The organism is Poriferisphaera sp. WC338, assembly GCF_050931845.1.
Taxonomy (GTDB): Bacteria; Planctomycetota; Phycisphaerae; order Phycisphaerales; family Phycisphaeraceae; genus Poriferisphaera.
Genome location: NZ_CP194516.1, coordinates 1,584,258 through 1,601,431, shown reverse-complemented (window position 1 = coordinate 1,601,431; position 17,174 = coordinate 1,584,258). Strand labels below are relative to the sequence as shown.

The following is a 17,174-nucleotide window of genomic DNA, read 5'->3' as shown; positions in this document are numbered from 1 at the left end:
GGTAAATAAATAATATTGTTTTGGAAAACTTTTAATAATTGTCATAAAGATGCCATAATTGATCGCGTTCAATTGGGTCATCCCAAGTTGCAGATTTTTCAAGATTTCCGGCGTGCAAATCTGCATAAACAATATTCACAATATCGATAAAATGACGGTAAGCTACAGATATCGGATAATATTCACCTGTGACATCCCAGCGAATCGTGTAATTCGCCATAGATTTAGTGAGGTGCCAATCAGTGGCGTCTGCTATAAAAAGCTTTTGAGACGGATTTTTGATGTTTAATCGATTAATTTCGATATGACTGAACCAACCATCAGGTACCGGAGCATCTTGATGGTTCCAGCCATAGCTATGGAATGCATCATCCGGTCTGTCAGGGCATATCAGACCAGGTTGAGGCAGTACTGGTTCTAGGCCGACTAGATCGGTCATATAGTAGCTGTTCCATAGCCAGGGTCTATAAACGCCGCCACCACCTGCCGTTTTAACAGGGACATACGTGTCATCATAATCGTTTGCATATACTTCGTTTGCTATTGCAAGTTGTCTTTGATTGGACTGGCATTGAATCATTCGGCTACTTGCCCTTGCACTGGTCAATGCGGGCAACAGAATAGAAATAAGTAAAGATATGATAGAAATTACAACAAGTAATTCAATGAGTGTAAATGCATGTTTTGGGGTTCGGTACATAGTGGGCTCCATATGCTGAGAAACAGTTGAGATGATCATCTTTACATTCCGATTGATCGGTACTGATGGCACCAGCTTGTCACTAGACATGGTTAAAAAATATATGTTATTACCGTTATTGTCAATTAAAATATATTGCCATCCTTATTTGTGTATGTGCTTTTTGCTGGTAAAGCATGGTGGAGGATTCATTTTCTACAGGATCTATGATTGGAGGACCGTAAGCATTTGTTCGTTTAATTTAGAAGCTCAATTGGGGTGTGTCTAATGCCGAGTGATCAACCTATTGACGTGTAAATGTATGATACATAATAGGATATGCTCTCTTGATTTTGATTAGTTTGAAGGTTTATCAATCATTGCATCTGCTTTAAATGCTGTTGGCTATACCAATGGAGTGTTATTCTTATTTCAGGGACAGGACCATCTTTTTTAAAATTATCTTGACGCGGTCATATTCTCAAATTAAATTACTGTAATAACATGCTTGTAATAACGGTCATATCAAAATCTACTCTGCACATGTTTGTGGCTGGAAAAGGTTTCCGGCAACAGAGATTGAATTAAATTCTTATCGATCAAAGCTTAAGGAGGTAATTGATGAAACTTATGCGTGGCTTAACTTTATGTGTGCCGGTTATGTTTTTAGGTGCAACGACTTATGGTGGTATTGTAACAGACAATTTGGTATTAATGATGTCTGGTGCTGATGCAGGGCCAAGTACAGCGACTCATTGGGAACCGATTATTGGCAAATCAGGTGGTGGAGAACTTGATAAAAGAGATCAAGCATCTGTCCCTGTTTTCACAACAGAGGGAGCAACAAGTTTTTATCGCTTTGACCAGCCGAACAGTGGTGGTTCTTCAGTTGTGGGTGATGTGGTTGGTGGGACAGCACTCGATTTTGATTACTCAGATGATTTTACCGTAGATGTCTGGTATCGGGCTCCGACACAATCTCCATGGATTAGCAATCGTGGGATGTTGATTAGTTCAATGGATGCCGGAGCCAATGGATGGCGTCTTAATACCAGAGATCCTGAAAGTGATAGTAATTATTTTTTTGAATTTGCGATGCGTGACAACACGGGATCGAATAAAACCATTCTTATTCAGCAAGGTGGCATCAATGTCAATTATGACGCTGGAACATGGCACAACATCGTTGTTACCTATGATGGTAATGAGGATAATACGCCGGATATAAAATTCTGGCTTGATGGTGTATTAGTTAATGGCGGCGATCCGATTGTTTCTTATGATGATTCAGAAGCCGATTTCATAAATGGCGAGGATTTAGTAACAATCGGTGGGCGTAATTTCAAATCATCTACTGATTCTACTATGCCGTTTAATGGTGATATTGCCGATGTACGCGTTTATAGTGATGTGCTTACTAATGCAGAGATTACACAGAATTATAGTGCAGGTGTAAATGCACTGATTCCTGAGCCAAGCATGGCAATTTTACTCCTACTGCCTGCGGCATTGATGCTTCCAAGACGAACATCCTAACCTTTGAATGAACTGATGTTTGAGTATCCGCTGTAAAGGAAATCCCCTGATACGAGGCTATATAGAAGATGTGTGGCTCTCGCGGGGATTTTTCTTTTCTTCGTAAACATTTTGAGCATTGCGATAGTAGATTGCTCAGCAACTAAACGATGAGAGCATTGTGACATTGCCGAAAAAAATAAAACAAAGATTGTCGCTTGTTATTGATACTGACACGTTTAATGAAATTGATGACCAATTTGCATTGACTTATGCTTTTGCAAATCAAGATATATTTGACATCAAGGCTGTTAATGCAATTTTATAGATTTCTTTGCGAAGTTGAAATCTTCCAGGCAGATCATCAGGTTGCAGTTAGTACATAATTTTTTGTATGTATGTTGGCCGGAATAGAAAATTATTGCTTAGAAAAACATTTTTAGAGTTTTACTATTTTATAAAATATATAAGTTGATCAATACGTAATCATTATTTCGAGGAAATATGAATCAATGATGTATAAAATATGGACTATTATAATTTTTAGCCTTGTTTTTTTTGCAGTTGGATGTGCTCAAGCATCACAACAAAATAACAAACAACTTGAGCCGCACTACAAGGTTCTCTATAGCAATGATACAACGCACATACTTACTTGTGCGAGCCCCTATCATAAAAAAGGTGAGCCATTTAATGAGAGCATGTTGCGAGCAAGCATTAAAGAAACCGCAGGGATGGATGTAGATGTTCATATGCTTCAGCCTGGCACTATGTGGACGCCATGGTGGCAAAGCAATATTTATTCAATTACAGATCATTACGCTTGGTTTAAATCACGATATGGCTTTAAGCCCGCATCAGATTTTAATGAATATGTTTATGGCGGGGGCGACATGGTTAAGGTGTTAGTCGAGACTTGTCGAGAATATGGGCTTTCGCCGTTTGTATCTTTTCGCATGAATGATGGTCATTATTTACGATGGGATTATAAAAGACCGCCTCCATCTGGCTATCACACTTTATCAAAATTTTATGTTGAACATGCTCCTGAGTATTGTATTGGCGATAAATTCGAAGGTGAGCAACTAGATTCTTGGGATGCTCGTGTACAAAACTGGAGTATTCCAGAAGTTCGGCAATATAAACTTAGTCTTATTGAAGAGTTATGCAAAAATTATGATCTTGATGGCATTGAACTTGATTTTATGCGCCATGCCAGCTACTTCGATTTAAGCAAAACAACTAGTGAAGAACGCAAAGCTATTATGAGTGATGTTATCCGTTCGATACGCACATACCTTGACAATAATAGTCATGGTAATCGTAGGAAGTTATGTGTACGTATTCCTGCTTTTATCAGTGATCATGATCGAATAGGCTTAGATGTTAAAAAATGGGCAGAGGCTGGGGTTGATATGTTTAATATTTCGTCCCACTATTTTCTTTGCCAACAAACCGACTTGCCTCAAATGGTAAAGATGGCACCGAATAAGGCATTTTATCTAGAAATGACGCATACGACGCGCACAGGGAAAGTGTTTAATTCAAAATCATATGATGGTTTTACGATTCGACGTTCAACGGAGACGCAATTCTATACCGCAGCACATCTGGCATATTCTCGAGGTGCTCAAGGTGTTAGTACTTTTAATTTTCAATATTACAGAGAATTTGGCGACCCACGTTCAGGGCCGTTCTTTGAGCCGCCATTCCATATTTTTAAGAATATTGGTGATCCTGATTGGGTTGCACAGCAACCGCAGCATTACATTCTTGCGGGTCTTTGGAACGGCGCGCAACGACACAATCCGCAAATTCCAAAAGCAGGCTATTTATTTAAACCAGGTGTGTCAGCAACATTCAAGCTAGATATGGCCCCTCGAAAGGGTGGTTGGCGGAAGGACGGCACTTTAAGAGTGCAGGGTAGTGGTGATATAAGTGATGTTGTTTTTGAAGTAACGGCAAATGGTACTCCGCTTGTATCCACAACCAAGGTCGGTGAACCTTACAATAACCCTTATCCGCAGTTACTTGGTGATGGATCGGTACATAAAGGTTGGATTGTGCCATCAAAATTACTGAAAGACGGGGTAAATCAGTTTCATTTCACAATGAACAAAGGGAATGATTGTACGATTAATTTTATTGACTTGGCTATTGAATAGACTTTATTCAACAGGGAACTTGTATGTTTAAGATAAATCTTAATTCAATCATCATACTCATAGCATTTATGCCAGTTTGTATGAATGCTGCTATGCAGCAAGATAATATTAACAAGTCTTACAAAGTATTATTTAACAATGACACAACGAATATTCTGACCTGCGAAAGTCCTTACCATAAAAGAGGCGAGCGATTTTCTGAAAAAATGCTTTTGGAAAATATTAATGAAGTAGCTAATACAGGCGTGGATGTTTTTATGATTAACCCTGCGCATACCTGGGTTCCATGGTGGAAGAGCGAATCATACCCTATGGATGAACATTATGCTTGGTATCATAAAAAATATGGGATTATGCCAACGCATCCAATCAATGAGTATGTGAAGAAGGGTAATGATTTACTACAGGTTTCTGTAGATCACTGTCGCAAGAAAGGGTTGTCACCGTTTGTCACATTTCGATTGAATGATGCACAACTACTACAAAGGCGTGATCATCGCCCACCAGTTGGTGCAGCGTTCCATTTTTTATCAAAGTTTTATATAGAGAACGTGCCAGACTACTGTGTAGGAACGGCGTTAACTCGCACCGAGATGGCGCAAAATTTTGCAATCAAGGAAGTGCGCGAGCAGCGATTGCAGTTTATCCGCGAGATTGCCGCCTATGATATTGATGGGATTGAGCTAGACTTTTTTCGATTCCAGAGCTATTTCAAAAAAGATTTGCCTATACGAAAACGTCAAAAAATTATGGCCGGTTTCATTAAAGAAATACGAAAGATTCTTGATGATAAATCTAGTCCAGAGAATAGAATAAAATTAGCTGTTCGCGTGCCGGCGTACAAAGAGCTACATGATGCGGTTGGTTTGGATCTCAAGGCGTGGGAGAAAGCTGGCGTAGATATAGTGATTGCCTCTGGCGATTACTTTACAGTTTATGATACAAATATTGCATCTATGATTAAACGTATACCAAAAACGCCAGTGTATTTAGAGATGCACTACAACACAAGATTTGGCAAAAACGGGCAGGGGAAGCCTTCTTTCCGAAAGACAACTGATGTGCAATATTATACAGCTGCTCATCTTGCTTATGCGAGAGGTGCGGCAGGTGTAGGTGTTTATAATTTTCAGTATTATCGACGATTCGGTGAAGATCAAAGTCTTCATTATAGTGAGCCGCCTTTTCATATATTCGAACACATTGGCGATAAAGATTGGGTGGCGAAGCAGCCACAGCATTATGTGCTGGGATTGAATTGGATCACGAGAGATTACACCAAGGCAATGCCTTTAAGGTTTCGAGGGGATAGGCAAAAGCATGTATTTACTATGGATTTAGCTCCGCCTCGTGGTGGATGGAGATTTAGTGGAAAACTTAGAATTAGCGCAGAACAAAATTTGAAGAATTCGCAATGGCGTTTGAAATGTAATGGTAGAATTTTGATGCCAACAGATGACTATACAGAGCCGTACAATACACCTTATCCCAACTTACTTGTTAGTCCATCTCGCATGCGAGCTTGGACTGTGCCGGCAAAATACCTAAAAGATGGGATGAATCGCTTTGAACTTATACGCACTACATCAGGGCCTATAAGCATTGTGAATTTCATTGATTTAGCGATTAAGTAGTTAAATGCTACATACGAGTAGATTGACTGGCAATGTAATGGGATTAATCAGAACTGCAGAATAAGTATCGATTTATAGTGATGGAATGGCATTGTCCGTTATTTCTGATATAATTGTTATTAATTATTATATTGTGCGTAGCCGATTGAAATTGCATTTAAGCAGGATCGCTGAAAGATGAGAGCAAAGTCACCCGCTAATTTAATGACCCTAGAATCTGCGCCTGAGTATGCCCGTGAGGCGATTCGTGAAATGATTATATCTGGAGAGCTTTCTTCTGGGCAGCGTATTGATCAGCGTGAGTTGGCAAAAAAGTTGGAGTTGACAACAGTGCCAGTGCGAGAAGCGCTTTGCTGGTTGGAGGCTGAGGGTATGGTGAAGCGTATTCCAGGGCGGGGCGTCTTTTGTCGTGCTTACACAGTTGATGATATTGAAGAAATTCTTGAAGTTCGAACTGCGATGGAGTCACTCGCAGCGGGACGTGCGGCTGAGCGAATGAGCATGAAGGAAAAGAAAGAACTCATGAAGCTTGCTCACGATCTTACTGATGTGACATCGAATGAAGAATTTTTGAAGAAGCATGTGGCTTTTCATAGAAAGATTGTTGAGTTTGCGGACAGCGAAACGATGATGAGTATTTGGAATTTTACACATCTTACATCACAGGTTCTTGTGAATTTAGCGGCGCAAATTTGGCCCGTTTACCCTCACGCGCACATTGATCTTGCAGAGGCGATTGTAAGTGGCGACAAGGAGCGAGCCGCAAAGGCGATGGGGGATCATATTCTGCCGTCATACCTTGACCGGTTGCAGGAATTGCGTGACAAGTACGGCGACGAGCCAATCCTGCAAGAGCAACCCATGTAAAATGAATTTTCATATTATTTTAGAATGTACTGCGCATGTCCTGTTATAACAGTTATCAAAAATACTGCTGGAGCAATGAAGTATGTTGAGCAGATTTGTTTTGATATTTAGTTTTGTCACCGTGGTTATGATTGGTTGTACGGGGCAACCTCAGGTCGTGGAGCCGCTATGGCTCATCAGTGCAAATGATCAACGTTTTTCGATGTGCGAAAACAGAATCATGGACCAGCCGCGTCCGGGGTCATTAATCATCATGGATGTGTCGGGCAATCCGCTGCGATCGGTTGAAACACTCGAAGATGTTTCATGTAGTTTAATCGGCCCGCCTACTTGTGTGGCTATTACACCGAACCAAAAGCTTGCACTTGTCGCCGGTTCACAAAAACTAGATGCGAGCGAAAAGAGTAAGCAAGTACCCAGCCAACTTTTATCAGTGATTAAGCTTGAACAGGGCGCACATCATGTCAGTCAGGTTTTAACATTAGGCAATCAAGTGTCCGGCGTTGAAATTAATCGTAGTGGTAATCGAGCACTTGTCACCAATCGAGCCGACGGTTCAATTTCACTGCTAGCGATCAATGATTCTGATCAGGTTATATTACTGGATACGTTTCAGATTGCAGATGCTAAAAGCAGCGTATCACATGCTGCGTTCTCGCCGGATGGGCAGAAGGTGCTTGCTACATTACATAAAGAAAACAAGGTATATCTATTATCTTTGGTTAGTGACCAATTGACGGTAGTAGCTACGATTGAAGTTGATCACGGGCCATACTGCATTGAGTTTTTGCCTAGCGGGCAGTTTGCTGCTGTGGCACATACGGGTTCTGGCTCAATCATGTTGCTAGAAGTAAAAGATAATACTTTGCGATTGGTTGATACGATTCCTGTCGGCATCACTGCAGAGGGATTAGATATCAGTCCTGATGGTGAGTGGATGGTGGTGAATTGCTTGGATAATTCTTTCATGGATGAAACCAAGCTAAAAAGCCGTAAAAGTGGGCTGCTTGTGTTGCTGCAAAAGCAGGGCCAAACCTTTGTCACGGTTGATGTGGTTCGTACAGGTCGTAATCCGCAGGCAGCTCGCTTTACCCATGATTCAAATTATGTAGCGGTGGGGAATAACGGCGATCAGAACATTGTGTTCTATCAAATCGTGAATGAAAAATTACATCAAACAGAAATTCGATTGGATTGCGCTGGAGGACCGGCGGCAATGCGGATTTCAGATTAGTGAATTGGACATGACAATGCAGAATTCAGTACGACAAGCGCTTATCGAATGTCGGCCTACTTTGGGTACATGGATGCAGATTGGCCATCCTGTTGCAGCCGAGGTTCTAGCCAGTGCAGACTTTGAATGGATCTGTGTTGATGCAGAGCATACGGATATCATTGTGGAAACTGTGAGCAATATCTTTCGTGCGTTCTCAAATACCAAAGCGGTGCCGGTTGTACGCGTTTCACAAAACAGCACGATTGAAATTCGCCAGATGCTTGACGCGGGAGCACAAGGGATCATCGTTCCTATGGTCAATACACGGAAAGATGCAGAAAAGGCTGTTGCCGCAGCGAAGTATCCACCAAGGGGTGTTCGTGGGTTTGGTTATTGTAGGGCAAATCAACATGGTGCAAACTTCGATAATTACATTAGCGAAGCAAATGACAATATTTTTATTGTCGCACAGATCGAACATATTGAGGGTGTTAAGAACATTGATGCGATTTTGGATGTTGATGGAATTGATGGTGCTTTCGTAGGGCCATATGACTTAAGTGGGTCCCTTGATATTCCAGGGAAGCTGGATGATCCTCGTGTTCAGAAAGCTCTTGAAGATGTTATCGCGGCTTGTCAAAAAGCAAATAAATCTGCTGGCTTGCATGTGGTTGCACCTGATTCTGAGAAAATTGCCGAAGCCATCAAAAAGGGGTTTACATTTCTCGCGTTGAGTGTGGACACATTGTTTATGACGCAATGCGCAAATGAGTGTATTACTAAGGCACACAGTGTACTTAAGCATATAGATTCAACAGGTTGTGTGTCACTGTGTCCTTAATGGGGCAATCCAAAATTCTTGATTCAATATGATAAATATGATTCTTAAAAGTATAAGGTTTAGCAATGTTGACAGATGTAAAAGCAGATGTATGGGAACGAATAAGCATTGAGAAAGTAATTGCAGTCATCGTCGTGGAGGAGTCATGGAAAGCTGTGGAGACGGCTAAAGCTCTGAAGGATGGTGGGGTTAATGTCATTGAGTTAACACTGAGAAACCAGGATGCATTAAATGCGCTTGAGGCAATTCGCATGGCAGTGCCAGACTCGATATTGGGTGCAGGTACGGTATTGACGACGAATCAATTGATGACAGTATCTGAGATGGGTGTAGATTTTACGGTAGCGCCGGGCTTGAACCCCCGTGTCGTTAATATTGCGCAAGAAATAGGTTTACCGTTTGCGCCAGGTGTTATGTCACCATCTGAAATCGAAGTAGCTGCAGAGTTAGGTTGTCGTTACCTAAAGTTATTTCCTGCGGAGCAGTCAGGCGGCTTGCCTTACATTAAGAGTGTCATTGCTCCGTATGCTCATCTTGGATTGAAGTTTATGCCTTTAGGAGGGCTTAACGAAAAGATATTCATGGATTATCTTGATGTTCCGCAGATAGCCGCAGTAGGTGGTTCTTGGATTACGCAAGCTCATTTAATCAAGCAGGAAAATTGGGCGCAAATACGTATGAATGCGATTGATACCCGTTATATACTTGATAAAGGCAATGAAAGTTGAAGTCGTAGATAGAAAGCAGAAGGTTAGAATACCTTACTGTTATTATTTCTAGCAAATTTATTGTTAATGTAAGAATATACCCCGCTCTAATAATGACTCTCATGACCACATAGAGGCTGGGATGATTCTTAGAGTATTATCGTGCTGGCGTAGAAGAGTATATTGATGAGGAGAAATGGATGCCGCAGTACGACAAAAGAAACATTATACTACAGATGTGCAAATCTGAAGATTCTTTCTCGCTCCAATCATCACACCCCTAGTTCACGCGCACCCCATCGGTTATAATATAGCCTACGATTGAGATTGCATGTCACAGATTCAGGGCAGGGGGATCACTAACCGTGGGATAAAAAACGGCGCACGCGATTCAATCGCTTCTTGCGATGACTTGCCGTTGCCTAACCATAAGATAGACAGGATCGCACCATGACCTCGCGCATCGTATTTATGCTTCTCACCGTCACCCTTCTTTTTCCCCTCGCCGCATTCTCCATGAAACAAACCACCTCACCACATCTCAAATCTCTCGATGATGCTGTCATCTCAGGCATCAAGAAAAAACTTTACCCCGGTGCCGTTCTCGTCGTCGGACGTGATGACAAAATCCTCCACGCCAAATCCTACGGCCGCCACACATTCTCAAACCGCTCACAACCCGTCAAACTCAACTCAATCTTCGACATGGCCTCCTGCTCCAAACTCGTCGGCACTACCTCTGCCTCACTCCTTAATCTCCAGGACAAAACCTTCACCCTCAAAACACCCGTCTACAAACTCATCTCCGGCTTCGAACAGCAAGACAAACAAAACATCACCATCAAAGACCTCCTCACTCACGTCTCGGGGCTCAAAGCCTACGAAAACTACAAAACCGCCGACAAAAAACGCACCCCCGATCAATCTACCGCCGACGCGCTCATCAGCCAATACGCTTCACTCAAAAAATCTTATCCCACCGGCACCAAATGCGTCTACTCCTGCCTCAACTTCCAACTCATGGCCCGCGTCAACGAAAACGCAAACCAAACCCGCCTCGAAGGCTTTTTGATCCAGCGCATGTTCAATCCCCTCGCCATGAACGACACCCGCTACGTCCTTACTGACAAACAACTCAAACGTACACTCCCGACCCACCGCTCCAAGGCCGGCAAACCTATCGTCGGCGTCATCCACGATCCTCTCGCCAAATACCACAGCTCATCAACCAATTGCCCCGGCAACGCAGGCCTCTTCTCAACCGCGCCCGACCTCGCCTCATGGTGCCGCATGATCCTCGACGGCGGCATCTACAACGGACAAACCATACTTGACCCCAAAATCGTCAAACAAGCTACCCTCCGCCAAACCCCTTTAAAAACAGGTGATTCACGCGGCCTCGGTTTCGACATCTGGGAAGCCAAAGGCTACATCCCTCCCAACTACAAATCCAAGCCCGGCAAACACATCGTCGGCCACTCCGGCTACACCGGCACACTTCTCTGGCTTGACCAAAACACGGGCACCTACATCATCTTCCTCACCAACAGAACCTACCCAGCCGAAAAAGACAAAACACAACAAACCCCTTCTATAGCTCCCGTCCGCCGCAAGATCTGCATCACCGTCCTCAAGTCTCTCCCTGAGTACGCAAAGTTATATGAAAAATAACGACAAACATGATCAATTGCACGAGATCAACATGACCGAACTACAACAATTCTTTGGCTGCTATTTCCATCAGGACTGGGACTTGTCAAGCAGTTCCGATCAAGAGGCTATACAGCAATACTTGAATGATTCAGATCTACACAGTATTGAAAAATCTGCAAAAGAATTGCGTTCTCTGATTGTTCGCAAAATCACGGAAAATCAATTAGATGAATTAATTACTTCCACATATAAATGCAGCTTCGATCCAAATAGCAATGGTTCAACATACATCGAATGGATCACCACGATGCACGCAACGTTTTACGACCTTATACGTAAACATCGGGGTTAATTCACTCTCCCATCAACCACGCATGATCTTCCGCGCCAAAAACGACTTGTTCCCGCGGCATCTTCCCCAAATCAAATCCATCCGCAAACTCACCTGCACTCATCTCTATGCGCTGATTAGTTATCCCACACCAATACGCCATCAGCCCCACCAACCTTTCAGCACACACACCCGCATCTCGGTACATCGCCGCCCGCGTATCCCCGTGCCGCTTCGCCAATCGCCTTCCATCCTCACCCACCACCAGCGGCAAGTGTACCCATCGGGCAGGGGACTGTAGCCCCAGCGATCGATATAAAAACAACTGCCGCGCGGTCGACCGCAAAAGATCATCCCCGCGCACCACTTCAGTGACCCCTTGTCGCGCATCATCCACCACCACCGCCAACTGATACGCCGGCAAGCCCATCTTCGTCCACATCACAAAATCCCCTACTTGCGACTGCACATCCATCCGCTGTGTCCCGCACAAAACATCCTCATACACCACCTCGCTCGACGGCACCTTCACCCGCCACGCAAACTCACCCTCGCCATCATCTATCTCATGATTAAACTTATCCCGACACGTCCCCGGATACTGCAGCTCATGCTCATCGCCATGCGGCGCGCTTTGCGCCGACTCGATCTCCCGTCGCGTACATCGGCAAGGGTACACCAACCCCTTCTTTTTCAACGTCGCCATCGCCGCCTCATAAACCGCCAAATCATCCCGCTGATAGTAGGGGCCTTCATCCCAATCCATCCCCAGCCATCGCAATATCTCAATCGCCCCGCGATCCGCCCCCACCTTCACCCGCGGCCCGTCCAGATTCTCGACCCGCAAGATCACCTTCATCCCCTTCTGTCGCGCCATCGCCCAGTTCACCAAAAACGTTCGCACATTCCCAAGATGCAGCGCCCCAGTCGGTGACGGCGCTAGCCTTGTCACACCAGCCGTTTTAGGCGTCTTCGTATGATGCTTGCTTTGATCACCTTGATTCACGTCGGTTTGCCTCTCTCGCATGGCCTGCTATCGTAAGCATAACATGCAACAAGACCAACCCACCGCCGCATCACCCATCCAGCCACGCATCCAATCTGCGCCAGGCCAGCCCATCCGCCTCGCCATTCTTATCTCCGGCGGCGGCACCACGCTGCTCAATCTCCTCGACAATATCGATGCTGGCAAACTTAATGCCACCATCGCCACTGTCATCTGCTCCAACGCCAAATCATACGACGCCATCACCACCAAATTGCAAGGTAGGGGCCTGCAACCCAACACCCCCGACACCTTCCCCATCCATAAAGCTTTCCGCAAAGATCATCCTTCCACCGAAACCTTCTCGGACCTTATCTTCAGCCACATCAAAGACGCCGCCGCAGATCTGGTCTGCCTCGCTGGCTTCCTCTCATTGCTCACCATTCCTGACGATTACATGCACAACGTCATCAACATCCACCCAGCGCTACTCCCAGCCTTCGGCGGTAAAGGCATGCACGGACACCACGTCCATACTGCTGTCCTCAAACACGGCTGCAAACTCTCCGGATGCACCGTCCACTTCGCCGACCCCACCTATGACACCGGCCCGATCATTCTCCAACGATCATGTCCAGCCTACGATACCGACACCCCAGATGATCTTGCCGCCCGCATCTTCGAACAAGAATGCATTGCTTTCCCCGAAGCCATCCAACTCATCGCCGACCGCCGCGTCACCATTCTTGGCCGTACCACGCAGATCAGTAACTCATAAAACACCCCAACATTAAGTCCGATAATATATGTTATGTATAATTCGTGATGCGTAAGGGGAGAAACACGGCCTCAAAAGCTCAATCGTGCCTAGCTTTCCTACTCCCGCATCAGCTCATCCACGGTTTGATCCACTTCCGCCATGGGTACCTTGATCACCGATACCAGCATATGCGTCCAGTGCCATCCCACCGGAATCAACACCACCAAAAAACCTCCCGCAATCACCCCCGCCAACCAACCGAAGATCAGCCACGCCCCGCCCACAAAGATTGCCGCACAACACAGCAGTCCGAGCCCGATCGACACGCTCACCATCAATCCGTTCGGCTGGACTTGTCCCTCGCTCACAAAATCCCTCAACACAAGCAGATGCGTAAACCACGGACAGACGGCCTCTCCGCAACCGCCATCATAAACCCGCTATTCAGACCTTTGAAGTAAAATTTTCATTGCGGCCCTCATCCCAAAGCTGTGTTTTGCACAGAAGCGTCTCCTTCTCATCTCTCAGCTAGCAAATTTGACATACCCCCCTTCTATCAATAATCTTACGTGTCTCGCTGCATCGGCAACCCCGACCGCCAGCAAACAAAATCAAAAATGCCGCTAGGCATCCCATGGTGACTGTAGCTCAGTTGGTTAGAGCACCGCGTTGTGGTCGCGGGGGTCGGGGGTTCGAATCCCCTCAGTCACCCTTTTAACCCCTTGTTTTGCGAGGGGTTATCTTTTTGACAAATTAATTACCTGAATTAATTTGAATTAATTTATGCAATTTTTATGCATTTTATGCAATAGACCAATTGATAAAACTGCATAAATGAATAGCAATCAACAACTCTGGCAAGTCCTCGCGTCCAATCACCTCAATACCAAACTGACAATGTATAAAGAAGGGCTTGTTGACCTGACTGTATAGTTTGCTAGCGACAATATCTCGGTTCTGAGCTAAGCATTATCGCACACGTTTCCAAGATCGAGTTCACCACTTTACATTGTCACTTAATAGTGATTATCGCATTATTACTATTTATAACTCTTTTATATATTAGATGTTAGGATTAATCTTACATTGATGAGAAGCAATATTATTGTAGTTTAAGGGCGAATCATATTTTAATGCAACTTATTGAAAGGATGTAGTTTATGACTACCTCGCACGATTATTGCGCGCTCGTTCCTCAAGAACATCTAAAGCTACCCTTAGTTACCTGCCCAAGCCAGATCTTTCGACACAATTTACCGGTGGTACTCGGTTTAGGCTTGGAGCTAAAAGAGGGCTTGTATGCACCTAATGAAATTGAAGCAGAATTTGGATACCACACCAACTGGGTTAAATGGGCAGTACCTCATGTTCTATTCATTCTGGGAAATGAGGTAGGACTGAGAGATTTTTTGATGGATTGTGCTGCTGAATGGTCGCGATTTGGCGTTACCGTAACCGTGGGTTTCGATGCCTTCGAAGAAAAACCAATGGTGGGCGTGATTTGGGAAAGTGATGGAGTAATGAAAAGCGACGACTACTATTTTGGATTATGTGCCGACGAAGCATATGAGGAAGTAGATAGTCTTTGGTTGCCGAGCTTTCAAAGCTTCTGCCAATAGAGACGATATTAATATTGGAGATGCGAAAGATAGCGACAACAATCCAATACTGATCACAAAAGCTGGTGCGGATTATTTATGGGTTTTATATGACGAGGAAGAAGATGCTGACGCTGGGCGAATCGTAAACAGACCTATCGCAGCTTACGTAGAGCGTGTCGCAAATTTAGCAGCATACAACCAATTTGAAATACCCTGGAGCTAATAAAAAGGAAGTAAATTATGCAACACATGCAACCTGGGCAACCTATCCGTAATATCGATGCACGCACTTGGAACGCGATGGTCAACACAGCTCGCGTTAAAGAGCAGCAAGAAAACAGCATAACAAGTCAAGCAGGCGTAAGCCCGCAATCAACTGATATCATCCGTATCAAAAACGATAGTAATATCGATCTTAATAAACACGATGTGCTGGGTATCACTGACAAACTATTCCATGGCAACCACAACGACATTGCTTTAACAGGCACCATACCCGATAAGCTGAACCACACAACAAGATTTGCTATTCTCACGGAACCCATCAAAGCAGGCCGAATCGGCAAGGCTATCATCAGCGGTATCACACCCACAAAAATCTTCATTACAAATGAGATGCATACTCATGCAGACATCAGGCACATACCAGATCAGCAAACACCGGTTCCATCAAACACACCGCAACCATGTCGATTTGAAAGCACCTTCAATGGAGTAGCACAGATCCTATACAAAGATGGTCGAACAGTAACTGTTACCGGTTTAAATGAAGCAGATGGTGAATACATTGAACATGAAGAAGGCGTGTTTACCAATTCAGTTAAAAAACTGTTTACCCTTGAAGGTAGCGGCTCATCATGGTCAATTAAAAACAGTGGCTCAACAATCTCATCTTCATCAAGCGAAGGCAATGACGGATACCCACCACTTGATGGATGGACAGCTGATGCATCAGTAAAGAAAGCAGCCCGCAATGCTGTCGTAAGATTGGGTAATGGACCAGCGATGGTCCCAATGACCGCGAAGCAACAACGATCAGCATTAATGCAAGCTGTCCTAAAAAGTAAGGGAGTTGATCTTGATCTAGATACAGTTGAAATGATCAACCAGCTTCTACTGCATTTTCATGACGACTCAACTGCACCAATTGCGTGGAATGATGTTCAGGCCATACAAACTTACAATGAAACTCACAATGCCAATCTAACTGTGCCTCTAATCGCCACCGAAGGATACAATCACCACGGACATACTTCACAATTTGATGGTGGCTATATACCGGGCATGGGACCACATGATCACAGAGATAATTTTAATGGCGGTTATGCTTTTGCTGTTTATCATCCTGGGGCCAGTTTGCCGCAGCAGCCGTGGGCGTTATAGCGTCTTGACACTCTGAATATTAATTACACAGAGCAAGTTAACCTACATTTGAAAAAATCCATAAAAATGAAATTTTATTCTTTTGATTACGCATATCTGACCTACATCCACTAAATCACATAGTCAAACATGCCTTCTTTTTGCCTTTTGCTATCCGCATTACTGATTATTTTCTGAAGCAATTCCTCGAGACATTCGGCTAATTGCACCAATATATTTTTGTAATATTTAACGTTCCCTACCGTTAAAGTTGGCGTCTCGTCTTGATGCAATATGTTATTACGCATATTGGTTATTGAATTAAATATACCTTTGATATCAAGCACTGAATCTTCATTGGAATCGTACTTTTCTTGCGGATCATACAAAACGATCTCATCAAATATACTTTCGATGCCACATCTCTTAAACATTTTTATTAATTCTTTTTCACCATGTTTACCATAACTGAATTTATTTGAAATATTCAATGAATTGCACGGTTCGATTTCAGCCCAATATCTACTCAAGTCAATAAACATCGAATTAACTTTCTCTAGCTTACCATTATTCAAATGATCTTTGACGTTTTTTACAATTTGCACACTATGTTCTGCCAATAGACGTTCGGGTACATGTGCCGCACGCAACTCAAGTGAATTGATTGCAAAAACAAATTCTTCGACTAAATTCTCAATATATGCTTCAAATTTCCCTACCAACAACAAAAAAGCAGCTTTGTTAAGTACAACAAGCTTCTTACGATCTTCATCAAAACCCTCAGCCTCTGCTAGCAAAATTTCAACTTCTTGCAGCGTTTTTTCTAGAGCTGGAAGAGTATTCAACGGTGATGTCATG

17 protein-coding genes and 1 tRNA gene are annotated in these 17,174 nt (G+C 43.8%); 14 read left to right on the top strand and 4 right to left on the bottom strand.

Features of this window, described 5'->3' with window-relative positions; all coding sequences use genetic code 11:
* Positions 1-31: 31 nt before the first annotated feature.
* Positions 32-700 (bottom strand): prepilin-type N-terminal cleavage/methylation domain-containing protein, encoded by a 669-nt coding sequence (locus tag ACQ6WK_RS06550; protein WP_432799941.1) that lies wholly within the window; start codon positions 698-700, stop codon positions 32-34.
* Between the two features lie 600 nt (positions 701-1,300).
* On the opposite strand from ACQ6WK_RS06550, the gene ACQ6WK_RS06545 reads away from it, so the two are divergent.
* The 10 genes from ACQ6WK_RS06545 (at position 1,301) to ACQ6WK_RS06500 (ending at position 11,629) form a co-directional block, all read left to right on the top strand.
* Positions 1,301-2,215: a LamG domain-containing protein gene (locus ACQ6WK_RS06545; protein WP_432799940.1), complete on the top strand. Its 915-nt coding sequence runs from the start codon at positions 1,301-1,303 to the stop codon at positions 2,213-2,215.
* Positions 2,216-2,375: 160 nt separating this feature from the next.
* Positions 2,376-2,522, top strand: a complete 147-nt coding sequence (locus ACQ6WK_RS06540) for a hypothetical protein (protein ID WP_432799939.1) — start codon at positions 2,376-2,378, stop codon at positions 2,520-2,522.
* Between the two features lie 184 nt (positions 2,523-2,706).
* Positions 2,707-4,359: a hypothetical protein gene (locus ACQ6WK_RS06535; RefSeq protein ID WP_432799938.1), complete on the top strand. Its 1,653-nt coding sequence runs from the start codon at positions 2,707-2,709 to the stop codon at positions 4,357-4,359.
* Between the two features lie 23 nt (positions 4,360-4,382).
* The gene (locus ACQ6WK_RS06530) at positions 4,383-5,993 is read left to right on the top strand and encodes a glycoside hydrolase family 18 protein (RefSeq protein WP_432799937.1); all 1,611 of its coding nucleotides are present in this window, start codon (positions 4,383-4,385) and stop codon (positions 5,991-5,993) included.
* A gap of 177 nt (positions 5,994-6,170) precedes the next feature.
* The gene (locus tag ACQ6WK_RS06525) at positions 6,171-6,860 is read left to right on the top strand and encodes a GntR family transcriptional regulator (protein WP_432799936.1); all 690 of its coding nucleotides are present in this window, start codon (positions 6,171-6,173) and stop codon (positions 6,858-6,860) included.
* A gap of 82 nt (positions 6,861-6,942) precedes the next feature.
* Positions 6,943-8,094 carry a YncE family protein gene (locus ACQ6WK_RS06520; RefSeq protein WP_432799935.1) on the top strand — a complete coding sequence of 384 codons (1,152 nt, stop codon included), beginning with the start codon at positions 6,943-6,945 and terminating at the stop codon, positions 8,092-8,094.
* A 73-nt stretch (positions 8,095-8,167) separates the two neighbouring features.
* A complete protein-coding gene (locus tag ACQ6WK_RS06515) occupies positions 8,168-8,917 on the top strand; it encodes an HpcH/HpaI aldolase family protein (protein WP_432799934.1) in 750 nt (249 codons plus the stop codon).
* A gap of 65 nt (positions 8,918-8,982) precedes the next feature.
* Positions 8,983-9,645 carry a bifunctional 4-hydroxy-2-oxoglutarate aldolase/2-dehydro-3-deoxy-phosphogluconate aldolase gene (gene eda, locus ACQ6WK_RS06510; protein WP_432799933.1) on the top strand — a complete coding sequence of 221 codons (663 nt, stop codon included), beginning with the start codon at positions 8,983-8,985 and terminating at the stop codon, positions 9,643-9,645.
* A 429-nt stretch (positions 9,646-10,074) separates the two neighbouring features.
* A complete protein-coding gene (locus tag ACQ6WK_RS06505) occupies positions 10,075-11,295 on the top strand; it encodes a serine hydrolase domain-containing protein (protein ID WP_432799932.1) in 1,221 nt (406 codons plus the stop codon).
* A gap of 31 nt (positions 11,296-11,326) precedes the next feature.
* Positions 11,327-11,629 (top strand): contact-dependent growth inhibition system immunity protein, encoded by a 303-nt coding sequence (locus ACQ6WK_RS06500; RefSeq protein WP_432799931.1) that lies wholly within the window; start codon positions 11,327-11,329, stop codon positions 11,627-11,629.
* Between the two features lies 1 nt (position 11,630).
* Here the strand turns inward: ACQ6WK_RS06500 and gluQRS are convergent, their stop codons facing one another.
* Positions 11,631-12,635 (bottom strand): tRNA glutamyl-Q(34) synthetase GluQRS, encoded by a 1,005-nt coding sequence (gluQRS, locus tag ACQ6WK_RS06495; RefSeq protein ID WP_432799930.1) that lies wholly within the window; start codon positions 12,633-12,635, stop codon positions 11,631-11,633.
* Between the two features lie 22 nt (positions 12,636-12,657).
* Between gluQRS and purN the strand changes: the two genes are divergently transcribed.
* Positions 12,658-13,371: a phosphoribosylglycinamide formyltransferase gene (purN, locus tag ACQ6WK_RS06490; RefSeq protein WP_432799929.1), complete on the top strand. Its 714-nt coding sequence runs from the start codon at positions 12,658-12,660 to the stop codon at positions 13,369-13,371.
* Positions 13,372-13,469: 98 nt separating this feature from the next.
* Here purN and ACQ6WK_RS06485 read toward each other — a convergent pair whose 3' ends face one another.
* Entirely contained in the window at positions 13,470-13,721 is a 252-nt protein-coding gene (locus tag ACQ6WK_RS06485) for a hypothetical protein (RefSeq protein WP_432799928.1), read from the bottom strand.
* Between the two features lie 269 nt (positions 13,722-13,990).
* On the opposite strand from ACQ6WK_RS06485, the gene ACQ6WK_RS06480 reads away from it, so the two are divergent.
* The 3 genes from ACQ6WK_RS06480 (at position 13,991) to ACQ6WK_RS06470 (ending at position 16,337) form a co-directional block, all read left to right on the top strand.
* Positions 13,991-14,064: transfer RNA gene (locus ACQ6WK_RS06480), tRNA-His, on the top strand.
* Positions 14,065-14,513: 449 nt separating this feature from the next.
* Complete coding sequence (locus tag ACQ6WK_RS06475; RefSeq protein WP_432799927.1) at positions 14,514-14,972, top strand: hypothetical protein; 459 nt, start codon at positions 14,514-14,516, stop codon at positions 14,970-14,972.
* A 222-nt stretch (positions 14,973-15,194) separates the two neighbouring features.
* A complete protein-coding gene (locus ACQ6WK_RS06470; protein WP_432799926.1) occupies positions 15,195-16,337 on the top strand; it encodes a hypothetical protein in 1,143 nt (380 codons plus the stop codon).
* Positions 16,338-16,447: 110 nt separating this feature from the next.
* On the opposite strand, the gene ACQ6WK_RS06465 is transcribed toward ACQ6WK_RS06470, so the two are convergent.
* A complete protein-coding gene (locus ACQ6WK_RS06465) occupies positions 16,448-17,173 on the bottom strand; it encodes an MAE_28990/MAE_18760 family HEPN-like nuclease (protein ID WP_432799925.1) in 726 nt (241 codons plus the stop codon).
* Between the last annotated feature and the right edge of the window lies 1 nt (position 17,174).